11 protein-coding genes are annotated in these 18,803 nt (G+C 36.5%); all 11 read right to left on the bottom strand.

Annotated features, from left to right (window positions below; genetic code table 11):
- Positions 1-807 precede the first annotated feature (807 nt).
- Positions 808-3,684, bottom strand: a complete 2,877-nt coding sequence (uvrA, locus tag ACERII_RS16735) for an excinuclease ABC subunit UvrA (protein WP_373643872.1) — start codon at positions 3,682-3,684, stop codon at positions 808-810.
- Between the two features lie 7 nt (positions 3,685-3,691).
- Positions 3,692-5,692, bottom strand: a complete 2,001-nt coding sequence (uvrB, locus tag ACERII_RS16730; RefSeq protein WP_373643871.1) for an excinuclease ABC subunit UvrB — start codon at positions 5,690-5,692, stop codon at positions 3,692-3,694.
- Between the two features lie 476 nt (positions 5,693-6,168).
- A complete protein-coding gene (locus ACERII_RS16725) occupies positions 6,169-8,022 on the bottom strand; it encodes a hypothetical protein (RefSeq protein ID WP_373643870.1) in 1,854 nt (617 codons plus the stop codon).
- Positions 8,023-8,628: 606 nt separating this feature from the next.
- A complete protein-coding gene (locus ACERII_RS16720) occupies positions 8,629-10,113 on the bottom strand; it encodes a S41 family peptidase (protein WP_373643869.1) in 1,485 nt (494 codons plus the stop codon).
- 531 nt (positions 10,114-10,644) lie between these two features.
- Positions 10,645-12,003: a murein hydrolase activator EnvC family protein gene (locus ACERII_RS16715; RefSeq protein WP_373643868.1), complete on the bottom strand. Its 1,359-nt coding sequence runs from the start codon at positions 12,001-12,003 to the stop codon at positions 10,645-10,647.
- A gap of 88 nt (positions 12,004-12,091) precedes the next feature.
- Positions 12,092-12,985, bottom strand: coding sequence for a permease-like cell division protein FtsX (ftsX, locus tag ACERII_RS16710; protein ID WP_373643867.1), 894 nt, complete (start codon positions 12,983-12,985; stop codon positions 12,092-12,094).
- Positions 12,975-13,661, bottom strand: a complete 687-nt coding sequence (gene ftsE, locus ACERII_RS16705; RefSeq protein ID WP_373643866.1) for a cell division ATP-binding protein FtsE — start codon at positions 13,659-13,661, stop codon at positions 12,975-12,977. Before ftsE ends, ftsX begins: the two co-directional genes overlap by 11 nt.
- 530 nt (positions 13,662-14,191) lie before the next feature.
- Positions 14,192-14,533, bottom strand: coding sequence for a c-type cytochrome (locus ACERII_RS16700; RefSeq protein WP_373643865.1), 342 nt, complete (start codon positions 14,531-14,533; stop codon positions 14,192-14,194).
- 74 nt (positions 14,534-14,607) lie between these two features.
- Positions 14,608-15,492: a YitT family protein gene (locus ACERII_RS16695; protein WP_373643874.1), complete on the bottom strand. Its 885-nt coding sequence runs from the start codon at positions 15,490-15,492 to the stop codon at positions 14,608-14,610.
- 566 nt (positions 15,493-16,058) lie between these two features.
- Complete coding sequence (locus tag ACERII_RS16690) at positions 16,059-16,613, bottom strand: DUF7010 family protein (protein ID WP_373643864.1); 555 nt, start codon at positions 16,611-16,613, stop codon at positions 16,059-16,061.
- 528 nt (positions 16,614-17,141) lie between these two features.
- A protein-coding gene (gene prfB, locus ACERII_RS16685) for a peptide chain release factor 2 (protein WP_373643863.1) occupies positions 17,142-18,243 on the bottom strand; the annotation gives its coding sequence in 2 pieces (ribosomal slippage) (positions 17,142-18,170 and positions 18,172-18,243; 1,101 coding nt in all).
- Positions 18,244-18,803 lie beyond the last annotated feature (560 nt).

Below are 18,803 nucleotides of genomic sequence, written 5' to 3'. Positions count from 1 at the left end.
ATTATCACAAGTTGTTTTATCAGCAACTTTTATATTATATCAAAATAATATTTTGTTGTCAACAACTTTTTTCTCAAAAGGTTTATAATTTTTTTAGCGACAAAATTCATTGTAACACTTAAACTTAATCAACGCAACCTTTTCTTTAACTTAATTATACTTTTTTCATCGCATTTCAGCGACAAGATTTATTATAACACAGAATAATATTCTGCGCAACAAAATTTTAAAAAAGTATTCATTTATAAATAAAAGAAATATTAATAATGAACTATTCTGCGCAAATCATATTTCCTGCGACAGATTTATAACTTTATCACACTCTTCTTCTTAAAACAAGTGTTTTTTATTAACATTATCAAGAATTCCCTCAACAATAGTTAGCTAAACATTCTAATTTAAGAATTTTTATGGATAAATTAACCTTTGAAAAGCCTCATTACGAAATTTTTTTCTTTAGAAGTTCTTGACTTAGATCCTAAAAACAAATAAAGGAAAACACGACTTATCGGCAATTCAATGATGGCGAAAGCCTTTGTATCCTTATACTATAATCCTTTAGTGAGGTTACACATTGTTAAAGCATATAGTATAAGTGCAAGAAGCTTGCTTATCAGCAAAATGCATATGCCCTGGACGATAAAAAGTGCTTTTTACTTTTTAATCGGCCAGTTTATTTGACACGAGATCCTGGCGCCTGGAGCTAGACACCTTTCTAAGTTCAAAAAAATTTTATAAATTCATATCTTTTAAAAAAAAGGTTTGTTGAAAGGCTACATTCCCCTTTCAACAAACCTTGTACTTTTATTAATGTGATGCGAGCTTTTCTTTCTCTTCTATTTTCCTTGCCATTCGTTCCCGGTCACGCATTAAAATTGGCTTTAAATATTGACCAGTGTAAGAATTAGCTACCTCAGCTACCTTTTCCGGAGTACCTGTAGCTACAATCGTGCCACCTTTGTCTCCACCTTCAGGACCAAGATCAATTATATAGTCTACCGTTTTAATAACATCTAAGTTGTGCTCAATAACAAGAACTGTATCTCCGTTATCTACTAGTCGTTGTAGCACTTTGAGAAGTCTATCAATATCCGCAACGTGAAGGCCGGTAGTTGGCTCGTCCAGTATATAGAGAGTTCGACCTGTTGAACGACGATGAAGTTGCGATGCAAGCTTCACTCGTTGTGCTTCTCCACCAGACAGAGTTGTAGCAGGTTGTCCTAGCTTCATGTATCCAAGACCCACATCATATAACGTTTCTACTTTTCTTTTGATTCTTGGAATGTTTTCAAAAAAATCTACAGCATCTTCTACCGTCATATCCAGAACATCCGCAATGGTTTTTCCTTTATACTTCACTTCTAACGTCTCACGGTTGTACCGCTTCCCATGACATTCTTCACAAGGAACATACACATCTGGTAGGAAATGCATTTCTATTTTAATGATCCCGTCACCTCTGCATGCTTCACAGCGACCGCCTTTCACGTTAAAACTAAAGCGTCCTTTTTTATAACCACGAACCTTTGCTTCATTTGTCATTGCGTACACATCACGTATTTGGTCAAACACCCCAGTATATGTTGCTGGATTCGAACGAGGAGTTCGTCCAATTGGAGATTGGTCGATATCAATTACTTTTTCAAGGTGTTCGACGCCATCAATTTTTCTATGCTCACCAGGCTTATCTTTTGCTGTTGTTAGCTTTTGGGCTAATGACTTATAAAGAATATCATTAATCAACGTACTTTTTCCCGAGCCTGATACACCAGTTACCGCAACCATAATTCCTAATGGGATATCTACACTCGTACCTTTTAGGTTATTTTCCTTCGCACCTACGATGGATATTTTTTTCCCATTAGGTATCCGACGTTCTACAGGTAATGGAATGAATTTTTTCCCGGATAAATATTGCCCTGTTAGGGAAGCCTCATTTTCACAAATTTCAGCTGGCGTCCCTTCTGCAGTAATAACTCCACCGTGAACCCCTGCTCCTGGTCCGATATCAATAAGATGATCTGCTGCAAGCATGGTATCTTCATCATGTTCTACAACAATTAGCGTATTTCCTAAATCTCGCATTTTTTCTAAAGTATGAATAAGTCTCGCATTATCTCGTTGGTGTAAACCAATAGAAGGCTCATCGAGAATATATAATACTCCCATTAATGAAGAGCCAATTTGTGTTGCTAGGCGAATACGTTGCGCCTCCCCACCTGACAGGGTACCAGCTGAACGAGATAATGATAAATAATCTAGTCCTACATTAATTAGAAAACCAAGTCGTTCGTCTATTTCACGCAGTATCATTCTCGCAATGGTCATGTCTTTTTGAGATAACTGAAGATCGGCAAAAAACTGTTTTCCTTCTTTTATAGAAAAATTGGTTACTTCTCCAATATGCTTTTGGCCTACTTTTACAGCAAGTGTTTCTGGACGAAGACGATTCCCCTTGCATTTTGGACATGGTTTTTTTCCCATATAACCTTCCATTTGCTCTCGAATATAATCAGAACTTGTTTCACTATACCTTCGAGCAATGTTTTGGACCACACCTTCAAAATATATTTCTTTCTCTCGAATATTTCCAAATTCATTTTCGTATCGGAAATAGATTTTCTCTGTACCGCTGCCGAATAAAACTTTTTCCATCTGTGGCTTCGGCAACTGTTCAATCGGAACATCCATATCAATTCCAAAGTGATCACATACACTTGATAAGAGCTGTGGGTAATATTGAGAACTCGTTGGTTCCCACGCGATAATCGCTCCTTCTTTCAAAGTTTTAGTCCAATCAGGAACTACTAACTCTAAATCCACCTCTAATTTTGTTCCTAAGCCGTCACAAGCTTGGCAAGCACCAAATGGACTGTTAAAGGAAAACATTCGAGGCTCTAATTCACCTATAGAAAAACCACAGTGTGGACATGAGTGCTTTTGGCTGAATAATAATTCTTCTTCGCCAATAACGTCTACGATTACTCGCCCATCAGCTAGTTCTAATGCCGTTTCTAATGAGTCCGCAAGTCGTGATTCCACCCCTGACTTGATAACCACACGATCAATCACTACTTCTATATTATGTTTCTTATTTTTTTCTAATTCAATATCTTCTGCAACTTCGCGCATTTCTCCATCTATACGAATACGTACAAAACCTTGTTTTTTCATATCCTCGAGAACTTTCACATGAGTTCCTTTACGACCAGATACTATTGGTGAGAGAATTTGCATTTTTGTTCGCTCAGGATATTCCATCATGCGATCTACCATTTGTTGAATCGTCTGAGATGTGATTTCTACTCCGTGAGTAGGACAAATGGGTTTTCCCACACGAGCGAAAAGAAGTCGTAAATAATCATATATTTCTGTCACGGTACCTACTGTGGACCTTGGATTTCTGCTCGTTGTTTTTTGATCAATGGAAATTGCAGGAGACAACCCTTCAATTGCGTCCACATCAGGTTTGTCCATCTGTCCTAAAAATTGTCTTGCATAAGTAGATAATGATTCCACATATCTGCGTTGCCCTTCCGCATAGATGGTGTCAAAAGCTAACGACGATTTTCCCGATCCAGACAAACCTGTTAAAACAACAAGTTTATTTCGCGGAATTGTTACGTCTATATTTTTCAAGTTATGGGAGCGAGCTCCTTTCACTACAATGTTATTTAAAGCCATTCTTAGGTCACCCTTCCCCTTTTAATTCAATAATTACGTCACGCAATTCTGCAGCACGTTCGAAGTTGAGATTTTTTGCAGCTTCCTTCATCTCTGCTTCCATTCGTTCTATTACTTTTTCTCGTTCCTTTTTGCTTAACTTTTGTTTCGGAGCTAGTACTTTTGGAACATCATAGGCTTCTCCATCTTCTGCAGCATACGTTGCTTGAATTAACTCTGGTACAGCTTTTTGAATGGTCTGAGGAGTAATTCCATGTTTATCATTATGCTCTTTTTGAATAGCACGTCGTCGATTCGTTTCCTCTATGGCGATTCCCATCGATTTCGTCATCTTGTCGGCATACATAATAACATGTCCATTCGCATTTCTTGCAGCTCGCCCCATTGTCTGAATGAGAGAGCGTTCGGAACGTAGAAAACCTTCTTTGTCAGCATCAAGTATTGCAACAAGGGAAACCTCTGGAATATCCAGTCCTTCTCGAAGTAAGTTAATTCCTACTAGAACGTCAAAGTGTCCTAGTCTTAGTTCACGAATAATTTGAATTCGTTCTAATGTTTTGATATCGGAGTGTAAATATCGAACAGATATTCCAATTTCTTTTAAATAGTCAGTGAGATCCTCCGACATTTTTTTCGTAAGTGTTGTAATAAGAACTCGTTCATTTCTTTCTTTTCGTATATGAATCTCTTCGATTATGTCATCAATTTGCCCTTTAATTGGTCGCACGTCGATTGTTGGATCTAATAACCCTGTCGGTCGAATAATTTGTTCTATCATTTCTGGGCAATGTTCTATTTCATATGGTCCAGGAGTTGCAGATACAAATATTGTTTGATGAATATGTTTTTCAAACTCATCAAATGTTAAGGGTCTATTATCCTTCGCTGACGGAAGGCGGAAACCATGATCAACAAGTACACCTTTACGCGCTTGGTCACCATTATACATTCCCCGAACTTGTGGAAGTGTAACGTGAGATTCATCCACTACAATAAGGAAATCTTTTGGAAAATAGTCCAGTAATGTATAAGGAGTTGCCCCTGGTTCTCGTAAGGTAAGATGACGAGAGTAATTTTCAATTCCTGAGCAATAGCCCATCTCATGCATCATTTCAATATCATATTTTGTTCGCTGTTCTAAACGTTGCGCTTCTAGTAGTTTTCCATTATCGTTCATTACTTTCAAGGTTTCTTCTAATTCCTTTTCAATGTTTATGATCGCTCGTTTTAACTTCTCTTCACGGGTTACGAAGTGGGATGCCGGGAAAATAGCAGCATGATTTCTCTCACCGAGAATCTCTCCAGTGAGTGCGTCCACCTCGGTAATTCGATCGATTTCGTCTCCGAAAAATTCAATTCGTAAACAGTGTTCATCACGGGATGCAGGGAATATTTCCACCACATCACCACGAACACGAAATGTTCCTCGAGTAAAATTAATATCATTTCTTTCATATTGAATATCTACTAAATCTCGAAGTAGTTCGTTACGCTCCTTCTCCATTCCTGTTCGTAAGGATACAACGAGTTCACTATATTCCGTAGGTGAACCTAAACCATAAATACATGACACACTGGCAACGATAATAACATCTTTGCGTTCGAACAGTGAACTAGTTGCGGAGTGGCGTAATTTATCTATTTCGTCATTTATGCTTGCGTCTTTCTCTATATACGTATCGGAATGTGGAATGTAGGCTTCTGGCTGATAATAGTCGTAGTAACTAACGAAGTATTCAACGGCATTGTTCGGAAAAAATTCTTTAAATTCACTATAAAGCTGTCCTGCTAGTGTTTTATTATGAGCAATTACTAATGTAGGTTTGTTCACTTCTTTTATTACATTGGAGATAGTGAAAGTCTTCCCAGTTCCTGTTGCGCCTAGTAATGTTTGAAATTTGTCACCACGGTTAACACCTGCAACTAGTTTTTTTATGGCTTCGGGTTGATCCCCTTCTGGTTCATACTTGGAAACTAATTGAAACGTTTGTCCACTTTGTTCTAACACCGCATATACCTCCTTAATGATTATAATCTATTTCATTTTCGTACATTGATTGATGGATTCAATGTTGAATGGCGTTAATCACAATTTTATATATTCTAATTGTTTGTCTGTTTTTGAGTTCAACAACTCCTATTTAAATAGGAATAGCTATCCTATATCATTACGAAAAAAAAGAAAAAAAGCAAATTGGATGCACTAGAAATAACTAGTAATCATTGTTAACACATATAGGACATTATAACACAAAAAACAACAATGCGAACATATATTCTTGTGTTATGTTCACAAAACTTTCGGGTCCCTGGTCCCTGAAAGCTTTGTGAACATTTCCAATTTTGTTCATGAAAAATTCACGGGTCTGGTCCCTGAATATTTTTGGAACTTTCATAGAATTATTGGAGAACAAAAAAAGGAAGGTTGTGTCACATCGCCGTCTGGCTTTGTAACATACTCTTCCTTTTAGACTTTAATCAGTTTTATTCATTGTCTTCCTTATTTTGTTTTTTATTCTTTTGTTTGCTTTTTTCGTTATTATCTTCTACTTTCGGTTTCCATGTGTCTCGATTCGTCACCGTTTTCCGAAATTCTTCATAAAAAGCATTTAGTCCAGCTGCTTGTCCATATGGTGAATCACCAGATTCCGCTCTTCTTTCTTCCACTTCCACGTTTTTTTGAAAAGTATCCTTGTGTTTGGATAGTTCAGAAATTACTTCGTCATCTCTAATAGCCGCTACTTCCTCTTCATCTATAACTGACTCCGTTTCAATAGCCTTGTATTTATCCACATCCACTTTTGGATAATCCTCTTTCTTATCCATTCTTGTTGGAAGACTTTCAATCGCTTCTATTACATCATCTGTTATATTAGAAAAATTACGTTCTTCTTCTGCTTGTTCAGCCCCAACTTCATTTGTTAAAGTCAGTTCCTCTATAGGAGAAATCTCCTCTTTTATAGGAAATGAATCCTCTTCCTCTTGATTAGTGAAGTCTCCCTCATTTTCATTACTAATTATACTTAGTTCATCCTCAGTGGCGTTAGCATCTTTTATAGAAGACTCTGAATCTTTGTTCAATAATACGTTTGCTGTTAAACTCCCACCATTTCGATCATTATGAACTACAACAGATGATCGAAGACCTCTCGCTGATAGATTTGTCATCTCTCCATCAGGAATAAAAAGCAACCCGATGTGATAATGATCTCCCTCATGAATAGAAGATTGAGCGAATCTTCTTTCTCCTTCACGGTCAAGGACTTCTAACTTACAGTAAGCCGAATTTAATTGTAGTGCTTCATAAATATCTCTTTGAGAAAACACCTCATACCCATTCACTTTGCTAATTACTTCACCAACTTCAATTCCCATTTTTTCAGCAGTAGAATGAGGAAGAACCCCTAAAACCGTCAAACCTTTTTCAATGTGTTTAAAGTAACTTGTTTTTTGTTTCTCCGAGTTTATAAATTTCATATAAATAAATTCTCGACCCAACAATCCTATAACGGGCACTGCTAGTAAGATTATGGAAAAATAAGATGCTACTCCTGCCACAACTGCTAACATGACACTCAATATTAATAATTGCTTCCCTAGTTTTTTCATTCCGGTCTTTGGATATTGACTTTGAACAGTCAACTGAAAACCTAATATAAAAGGGATTAACATAAGACCAAATTCAGATGAATTGGCAGATGGAAAAAGTGGCCACCAACCTTCATACGATAAATTTCCAATTGGTAATAATAACAGTATTGGAATTGGCCATAGCTTTTTTGCTTCATGACTTCCCACTGTTTTTCCTCGTTTGCTTTTTAAAAGTTTTGGAGATGTTTCTTTCCAGCCATTTATCATAACAAGTAGTGCCTCTGAAAGAAATAAAGCAACGACAATCCATGCGAACCCAACTAGATTCATTGAATTGATTTGCACTAGCCAATCATTTAAAAATTCGTAGTTGGTTCCTCCATTTGGTAAAAAGCCACTGATAATCAGTGCAAAAGATGCAATGAAGGTCATACTTAACCATCTTATCTTCCTAAACGGTAAAAATAATAACCATAAAGCAGTAATAAGAACCATCATTCCTACAGAAATTTCCATACCTACAACGGTAAAAATAATGGATAATATCAACCCGAAACCAATTCCAATCATTACTGGGGATGTCAATTCATGTATGACATCATAAACTCTTGTATGAAAGTCTTTTCTTTCCCTTTTCACCCGCTTTAATCCTATAAAGAATGCAGCAAGTATAAAGATATAAGTTAACGGATGTAACCATAACCTTCCAAAAGCTTTTAGTATTTCTAAGCCAATGACATCCAACATAAATCCCCCTCTTCTAATAAATGACGACAGTAAGTTTCACTTTACCAAAAGTAACAATATGTAAACTATAGGCTTTGTTAAAGGACAATGTTTATATTTGTGCTATTGTTAATTTTTACGAAGGGTGCGAGACTACTAATGGATATGCAAGCCAGGCAAAGCCACCAGGGAGGTAACGCCCCGGGAGAATTGCGGTTCGCCCCAAGGAATGCGAGGAAACCTTTAGTAAAATTCAACATCAACATTAAACAGAGCCAAACTATAAAATAAAAATATAAGAAATTATAGTAATCGCATAAAAACACCATTTCTATAACTTAACACATCTATCTTTTATACCCTTCCTTTCATTGTAAAACAATTATGAAAAAAGAAAAGACCTTTTTCACTGGAATGATGTCAAATTTATATTTAAAATTATCTAAATAAAACGTTCACAAAACTTTCGGGGACCTGGTCCCCGAAAGTTTTGTGAACAAAAAAGAGAAGTATGTCAATTGGTGTTACTACCTTTGACACACTTCTCTACGTATTATCATCTTTCTAAATCAAGTTGATAAACATCATCCTCAAAGACTTTCACCTGATTTAACCTAGTACATGCATTTATTGAGATAAAATTTCGATGGCCTTTTTCAACTGTAAGTCATGTTCTGGATCTTGAACCGCACTTATTACTTCTTGTTGTAATCTTTCTGCTGTTTCCGTATTTATTTCACCAGTCACATCTATATCAATGTCTCTTTGAAATGATCTAACTGCTTCTACCGTTGTCTCATCGAAGTAACCATCCGTTCTTCCAGGTCCATACCCTAACCCTTCTAGCATTAATTGCGCATTTGCAATTTGAGTGCCATTCATATCAAACGTTAATGTATTTTCCACGTTAATAGGTGATACATAGAAGAATTTTGGTTGATCTACCTCAATAGTTGGTTCAACTCCAACTTCATTAATAAAATTCCCATCCGATGTTAGCCACTTAAATATCGTCAATTTAATTTGACTCCCATCACCCATGCCTTTTGTTTGTTGAACGGTTCCCTTACCAAATGTGGTTTTTCCAACAACATCATATCCGCCAGCTTCCTTTAAAGCAGCTGCCAAAATTTCTGACGCCGAAGCACTACCTTCATTAATTAATGTAACAATTGGATAAGGCTTCTTTTCTTCAAGATTAGATAAAAAGCGAGTGACAGTTCCATCTCTATTTTCCGTTTGAACAATAGGTTCTCCACCAGGAACAACCAAGCTTCCAATGGAATCTACTGCATCTAAATAACCACCTGGGTTTCCACGAACGTCAATAATTAAACCATCGATACCCATTTTTTCAAACTCATTTAACTCTTCTTCCACTCGTTCTGCTGCGTTATCTCCAAAGGAACGAATCTCAATGTATCCAATCGATTTACCATTTTCTTCAAACAATTTAGAGTAGACAGTAATAATTGGTATTTCGTCACGAACAACATCAATGTCAAGTAATTCATTAACACCCGGACGCTGAATAGTTAATGTTACTGTCGTGCCTTTTTCTCCACGAATTTGGAGAACCGCTTCATAAAGTGATAAACCTTCTATATCTTCCCCATCTACTTTCATTATCTGATCATTTGGTCTTAATCCTGCTTTTTCAGCAGGTGAATCTCTCATTGGAGCTACGATAGTTACACGACCATTCGTCATGCTAACTTCCGCACCTATTCCTTCAAAAGAAGAGTCTAGACCTTCCATAAACTCTCTTGCAGTTTGCTCGTCCATATAGACAGAATAAGGATCTTCTAAAGTACCTAACATACCTGCAATGGCACCTTCAATTAATGTATCTTCCTCTAATTCTATAAAGTAATTCTTTAAAATATGTTCATATGCATTTGTAAACTTCTCTAGATTTCTCTTCGATAAACCAACATCATTGGAAATATCCCTACTACTCTCAACCACTTCTTCATCGGGGTCAGTTTGCTCAATAACAGGTGTTGATGAATCCCCTACAACTTGAAGACCTGTATACATTCCTCCTGCACCTAATAATATAGCTAATACAACAATAACAGGTAATAACGCTTTGTTTATATTTCCATTCATCTTCTCACCTCTTTATTCCTCTCTTCATTTTATCGCAATTCATAAAAGTAGAGCCAATAATATCAAGCACACTATTAACATGTATTGAATTATTAGATCATACATATAAATCCATTAGTAAAACTTGGCTTATTATATGCCATATTCACTAGATTATGTGTACCTAGCTATAGAAAGGAACATTCATAGGCATTGATAATATAGTTAATATACATATTACTAACTTAATTCACTCTTCTATCATAACGCAATTATAGTTAGTTTCACAAATATTGAATTCTAAAATATTGTTTATTGAGCTAAGCAAATACTTTCTGAATTCTATTATGTTATTTAGGTGTCTCCCCTGAAAATACTTCATCTCATTGTTAGGGAACTTATCTAGTTTTGCAACTTTGTTGGCATTCATTCCATTCGCTACTTCCCACTCCCTTTCCTGTGAGGAGCTGCCGAGCCACCTTCCATTGGAAAAGAGGGTGTGTTTAAAGGCACCATAACCTCTTAACACACCCTCTTAACAATAATAATCCGTTAATTAATATAATTCATTGGATTTCTTGAATTAGATTTTGCTCCATTCCATCCACCTTCATGTACTTCAAAGTGTAGATGAGGTCCAGTTGATTGACCAGTATTACCCATGATTCCAATTTGTTGACCGCGATTAACTCGTTGTCCACCCGAAACGTGTAAGGCATCCAAATGTGCATATAGAGTAGTAAGTTGACGTCCACCGATAAAATGGGATATTAGAATCGTATTTCCATACCCATTCATCCAACCAGAGTAAACAACGGTTCCTGATTCAGCAGCAACAATCGGAACATTCGAACGACCACCTTGACCAATATCAATCCCATGGTGCATTCTCCCCCATCTCATTCCATATCCTGAAGTAATGGCACCTGTTGCAGGACGCATTAATACTGCAGAACTAGTATTGCTTGGTGGAGGGGTGTTTGAAGTGGTTGAATTATTTGTTCCACTATCAGAACTATTTGTCTGTGTTTGTTGCTGTTGTCTTTGTAATTCTTGCTGTCTACGTTCTTCTTCTAATCTTTTTCTCTCTTCTTCTTCTCTTCGTTTGCGCTCTTCTTCTAATCTACGTTGCTCATCTTCCCATTCTTTCAGTTGAGCCTTCGCAGCATTTTCTTGAGCCTTTAAAATCATTTGCTCTTCTTCATAGGTAACTAATTGGTCTTCTAAATTAATTTGTTTTTCCTCAAGTTTTTTCACTAATCTATTCTTCTCGCTACGTTGTGCTTCTAAAGTCTTTAATAAACCCTCTAACTCTACCATCTGCTCTTCTAGGCTCGTTAATTCTTCCTCTAGTTGAAGCTTTGCTAATTCTACAGCTTCTTTATCAGCACGGTGCTGCTCTAAAATGTTTTTATCTTGTTGTGCAATGGTATTAAGAGCGCTTACTCTCTCAATTAAATCTCCAAAATTCTGAGCCCCAAGGATGACCTCTATGTAATTGATCACGCCCCCAGTTTGGTACATTGAGCGAACGCGATCTTTTAACAACTCATCTCTTTGCGCTATTCTTTCCTCTAATATTTCTATTTCTTCTCGCAACTCTTCTACTACAAGCTTCGTTGCATCAATTTCATCTTGTTTTTCACGGATCTTTGCATTTGTACGGGAAGTTTCTTCATCTAACAATCTGATTTCTTCTGCTGCTTCTCTAATTTCACTTTCAACACGTTGAAGTTCTTGTTCGGCTTTTCTTTTATCGCCGTCTAGTTCACCTTGTTGTTCCTGATAAGATTCAATTTGTTTTTGAAATTCTTCTCCTTCATTCGCTTGTACAAAAACATTTGTTTGAGTACCTATAAAAGTTGAAAATCCAAGGAGTAAAGCAAAAAAAACTAGCACTATTCGATTCATGTAAAATTAACCCTCCTTCTGTCACTTCATGATTTTATTTCCCTGGAAATACATATCTATTTGACAGAATTTGTTTTATTTTAATCTATTAAACTTTTAAAAATTTACGAACACTCATCATACTTCCCCAAATTCCAACAAACGCACCTATACTTATAAGTAATATCGCCATCTGCATAATTAGAGGATCTGGCGCTAGGAAAGTAAAGAAGTCAAGACCTGTATTTTCTCCCATACTATTATAGAAACTATTATAACCGTACAGTAACAGTGAAATAGGAATAATGGCTCCTAAAACCCCTAACAATAGTCCTTCTATAAAGAACGGCCAACGGATAAAACCATTTGTTGCCCCCACAAGTTTCATGATTTGAATTTCTCGTTTTCGAGCTATTATCGTGATTTTAATAGTATTAGCAATAAGGAACATTGCTGTAAACATTAATCCAATGATTACCGCAAAACCAACCAATCTTACGAAATCTGTAACCGCAAATAATTGTTCAAATATGTCTTTCCCATATTCTACAGCTTCCACATGAGACAATTCTTCAATTTCAGAGGCTAAAGCTTCTGTTTCCTGTGGATTCTCTGCTTGTACTACAAACACATCATTCAAAGGATTTTCATCTCGTAATGTTTCAAAGATATCTCCTTGATCTCCTAAACTAGCAATCAAAGAATCTAATCCTTCATCTTTTGGAACATAAAGAATAGAATCAATTCCATCTATTCCTTGGAGATCAGAAAGCAATTCCTCTTGATTTTCGTCCGTTGCAGTTAAATCAATAAACACACGAACCTGGACATCATCTTCTAATGAACTTGCAAAATGATTAACGTTCATTATAATCATTAAAAATGCTCCCACAACCAGAAGCATAACAGTAACAGCACTGATGGATGCAAATGTCATCCAACCATTACGTACTAAGTTTTTCCCACCTTCTTTCACATGACGGGCAAGGGTTCTACTTTTCATAACCGTATTCACCCCTTACTTCATCCCGAACAATGCGGCCACCTTCTATAGCAATAACTCGCTTTCGAATTGAGTTTACAATTTCTTTGTTATGGGTAGCCATAACTATAGTAGTTCCTCTATTGTTGATTTCATCTAGGATGTTCATTATTTCCCATGAAGTGTCCGGGTCAAGGTTACCTGTAGGCTCGTCCGCTATAAGAACAGCTGGATTATTTACGATCGCTCGTGCAATAGCCACTCGTTGTTGCTCCCCTCCGGAAACTTCATGAGGAAAAAAACGGGCCTTATTTTTTAATTGGACTATTTCTAGTACATTCATTACCCTGCGGCGAATGTTACTCTTGCTTTCTTCAATAACCTCCATAGCAAATGCAACATTTTCATAGACAGATAAATTGGGTAGTAACTTAAAATCTTGAAAGATAACCCCAATATTCCTTCGAATATAAGGAATATGTTTTTCTTTTACCTTTGCTAGATTTTTCCCATCAATGATGATATCGCCACGAGTAGGTTTTTCTTCACGGTACATCATTTTAATAAAAGTAGATTTACCAGCTCCACTTGGACCTACTACGTAGACAAACTCACCTTTCATGATTTCAATATCTATCCCATTGACGGCCATTACACCGTTAGGATACGTTTTCCACACTTCGTTCATCGTAATCAATTACATCACTTCCTAATTTGTATTTCCTATAGATGTCGAATAATGATGATTATGTGTGTATGTTATGGCAATATTTTTTTAACCTTCTATAATGGAGAAACATTTGTTGTTATATATTTAGAACATTTTCTTTACTTACACACAATAGTATAAATTCCTTTTTCTACAAAATACACCATTAGTTCTTAAAAAGATATTATTTATTGTAATAATCAGTTGTTCTATTTCAACAATTCTTTCACTATATAACATTATATCATCAAAAAATGACGAATTAAGTTTATTTTTTTTACAATTTCATTTCAAAGTTGAAATATTTCATCCAAAATTGATACGATTTACCAATTTTTACTCTAATCAAGCGTATAAATCACTTTTTACACTCGTTTTTCTGCTCATATACATCTTACTATATACTATTTTTCTGTACACCTGTAAAAAATGTCGAAAATCTGCCTTACAATCTCTTCTATTAAACAACAAAAAAACAGTACAAACTAATTTCGTCTGTACCGTTTTGAAAATCTCTTTTATTGTTGATCTTCAATCCATGCCGCAACATCTTCTGCATCTTGATCTACAATCATATTAGGAGTCATAGGTCCAGGTCCAATACCTAACGCCTCCAACACCTCGTCCTTCGTATATCCAAGTAATGGAGGACCAGATGCACCACCTAAATCTCCACCGTGGCAACCTGCACAATTCTGTCTGTACACTTGCTTCGCATTATCTAAATCATAGCTTAGATCTCCGGTTGCCCCTTGTTCCATGTTATTCTCATCTGCTGTTTGGGGCTCGTCCACATCATTGCCACCACACGCCCCTAGTACTAATACAGCACTAAGTATCGCTACCAGTAACTTTTTCATGCCGCTACCTCCCTCAAAGTTTTTATCGTATTATTACATCATTCAGCATATCTCCAATGATTATTATAACCTAGTTAATTATTTTTGAAACCTTTTCCGAGAACTTCTGATGCATTACTAACAATAACAAATGCAGTAGGATCAATCGTCTGAACGATTTGCTTCAATTTCGTCACTTCATTTCTGCCTACCACACACATAAGAACTGGTCTTTCCTGGTTCGTATATCCACCATACCCAACCAGTTTTGTAACTCCACGATCTACTTTCGTTAAAATTCCTTGCTTCACTTCTTCTTCATAATCAGAAATAATAATTGCCATTTTTGAATAACCCATCCCTACTTGAACTAGGTCAATCGTTTTCCCAGTAACAAATAAACCAATTAAAGCATACAGTGCAAATTCAAATCCGAATATAAACGCAGAAGTAGCAACCACAAGTCCATCCATAATAAATACGCATCCACCGAGCGACAACCCTGTGTATTTATTGATTATTTGCGCAGCCAAATCCGTTCCACCAGTGGATGAATTAGAACGAAAAACGATGCCAAGTCCTAACCCTACTCCAATCCCACCAAAGATAGCTGCTAAAAATGGATCAGACGTGGCTGGTGCAAGATCTCTCGTGATAAAAACAACGAGTGGTAAAAATAACGTGCCCGTCAGTGTTTTTAGCCCATACATAATACTCCCAACTAAACTTCCACCTAAAAGAAGCACTCCACCAATAAAAAGGGGAATATTAAAAGCCCATTGCGTATAGGCCGGCTCAAATCCAAATACAAACTTGAATATAATCGATAACCCTGAAACTCCCCCAGAAGCAATCTGATTCGGAAGTAAAAATATGTTAAATGCAATCGCAACAATCGCGGAACCAACGAGAACATGTAGAAATTCAATTATGATCCGCTGCGTTGGGTTAAGAGGCTCTTTATCCAACCTTCTTTTCATTTTCTTCATCATAATGATCACCTGTTTTCTTAAAGTATGTAAAAAAAACGATTTTACTCGCACCATTTCGCTGTCAAAATTTTTCACATAAAATCCTTTCGTAGTATAACACCGGTTTTCAAACGTGTAAACGCAAGCCTAGTAACGCTTTACAATGATAAAGACACTTCCTTTTTGGATGACTTTGTTCATGAATAGTGATAATTTTTATGCAATGTACAAGAGGATAGAACGTACAAGCGATAACGACCATAGTGTCTTATGGTCGCCTATTGAAGCAGGCTTCCTGAAATAATAATCAATAACAACACTTAAAGAGTCAATTTGATAAAAAAGAGGAAAAGGTTTGTGTTTTTTATAAATAACACTATAAGTAAAGAGGCATTTACTGTGGGGGGGGCAAAACGCAGCAAAAAAGCTGGAGCAAAACACCATAAAACAAAATATACCGCATGATATCAAATCTAAAGCCTTGATATCATGCGGTATTATTTTTTTTATATGTACTATTAGTCATTAGTTTTCCATATATGTTCTATCCCAAAAATATATATTCGCTTTTTTTACTATTGTATGCCATTAGTAATTTTACGCTTATAATCTAAATGGAGCAAAGCGATTAACAATAGAAGCAAAATAGTCATAGACAATGGTATTATCCATAAATTCTCTCCATTTGAATATAAGCCTAAAAACATGATTGCCACGGAATTTATTGGGGCCAATACATAAAAGGGCTTTGCATTATAGAACCAACCATAAGGAAAGAAATGAGCAACTGTTATGATTGCAAAAAAAAGAACTGCATCATGAGGACTTTTTATTATTGCAAAAAATAGGATAGGAAAATAGCTAAGTTGAGCTAGATTTAAATATGTTCCTAGATTACCCAATGGATTATTTGGAAGTTTCCAATCAGCTTTAATTAAGGCTGATATTGCAATCGACAATGGAAACATTATCCCTGTTGTAAATAGCATGAATATGTTTTTCTGTTGAATTTCCATTGGTTGTAAAAATATTATTGTAATGATTGACCAAATGACAACACCAGATAATAAAAATCCTATCCCATTTTTCCCCTTTACAGAAAGATCATTTCTAATATTAATTATGTCCAATCGTTTTTCCCTCCCTTTTTTTGTTCCATCCATGGACTGGTTTGTTCATGAATGTTATTTTTTCTCTAATAGTCTCACATTTTTTTAAACTTTATTAAACATATAATATCTTAACATAAATATCCATTTTTACGTTATAAAAATATATAAATTATCACTGTCAATAGAGTTTCTAATTTCTAAATGATTCTTCCTTGAATGAGAAAAATCTAGTAACAAAAACGCATGTAATCATATGACTACATGCGTTTTATAATTCGGCTATGTTAAACGTTGTTGTTGATTTTTACTCCTAGATACTCACTTTCCTAGGGCGAACCGCAAGCATCCTCGGTCGTTACCTCCCTGCGGGGTCTCGCCAGGCACGCTTTTCCCACAGGACTTTGAGTAAGCTTCCCCGAAAGACACTGCACGCAGAAAAATTCGACCGAATTTTCCAAGGCATCTAGCACCTTCCGTAAAAATCAACATTGTCCCTTAACATAGCCTATAATTTAGAAAAATTATCTAACCCGCTACTTATTTTTGTTAATTAACTTTGGATCGTAAATACGCATCGATGAAAGGATCTAACTCTCCGTCCATCACTGATTGTGTATTCCCAGTTTCATAATTCGTTCGATGATCTTTTACCATATTATATGGGTGGAAAACATAAGAACGAATTTGGCTTCCCCAACCAATGTCTGATTGTTCGCCACGAATTTCGTCTAACTCTTGCTGTTGACGTTCTATTTCTAATTGGAACAATTTTGCCTTTAACATTTTCATTGCTTGCTCACGGTTTTTTATTTGCGATCGCTCAGATTGACATGTAACCACTGTGTTCGTAGGAATGTGTGTGATACGAACAGCGGAATCAGTCGTATTAATATGCTGTCCACCTGCTCCACTTGCACGATATGTGTCTACTTTTAGTTGATCAGGTGAAACTTCAATTTCCACATTATCGTCTAGCTCTGGCATTACTTCACAAGATACGAATGATGTGTGGCGTCGTCCAGACGAATCGAATGGAGAAATACGAACGAGACGGTGAACACCTTTTTCTGCTTTTAAGTAGCCATACGCGTTGTGACCAGAAATCATTAGTGTAACACTTTTCACTCCTGCTTCATCCCCAGGTAGATAGTTCAGTGTTTCCACTTTAAAACCTTTATCATCGGCCCAACGAGTGTACATACGAAGAAGCATCGATGCCCAATCCTGTGATTCCGTACCACCTGCACCAGGGTGCAGCTCGAGAATAGCATTGTTTTTATCGTAAGGCTCGCTCAAAAGAAGCTGAAGCTCAAAATCATTCACTTCTTTTAACAGCTCTTTTACACCAGACGTTAATTCTTCTGCTAATTCTTCGTCTCCTTCTTCTTTCACAAGTTCGTAGGAAACCTCTAAATCTTCATGACTTGATTCTAGTTCACGGTATTTATTTACTGACCCTTTTAATACATTCGTTTCAGAAATTACTTTTTGTGCGTTGTCTTGATCATTCCAAAAGTTCGGTTCTGACATATATTCTTCTAACTCAGCAATTCGTGTCTCTTTTTCTTCTAAGTCAAAGAGACCCCCTAAAGTCGTTTAATCGTTTTGCTATGGAAGCTAATTCATGCTTTAATTCTACTAATTCCATGTTATTCACCTTCGTTTTTTTATTTTGTGTATATTGAAAATACGTATGTCAGACTATAGAGTAATACTAACTTTGTTAACAGTTATTCCATTCGCTACTGCCCACTTCCTTTCCTGTGGGGAGCTGGCAAGCCTCCTCAAGGAATTCCGCCTAAGTGCGCGCCCACGTCCTGTGGGCAACGGCGTCATGTCACCATCCTGGTTCCGCTCTGCGGGGTCTCGCCTCTGCTCTGCTTCCCACTGGAGTTCCGTGGGCATTCGCTCATTCCATCGTAAGTATATTGTACTAATCTACCTCATATCGTATTTTCATCCGCCATGGTGCAAATATCCACTTGCATCGGTGTCTACTCTGAAAATACGCGTATCTGACTATAAAGTAATACTAACTTTGTTGTTTTTTTACCATTCGCTTCAATCTGTTCCAAGTATGTTAACACCTTCGTTCACAAAATATTCGGGGCCCAGGTCCCTGAATTTTTTGTGAACTTTATTGGTTGTTAACAAAAATGGAGAGAAGGTACATTTCGTACCTTCCCTTATATTATGCTCATTTGTATA

It is taken from the genome of Evansella sp. AB-rgal1 (assembly GCF_041820985.1).
Classification (GTDB): domain Bacteria; phylum Bacillota; class Bacilli; order Bacillales; family Salisediminibacteriaceae; genus Evansella.
This window is presented reverse-complemented; position numbering and strand designations above follow the sequence as displayed.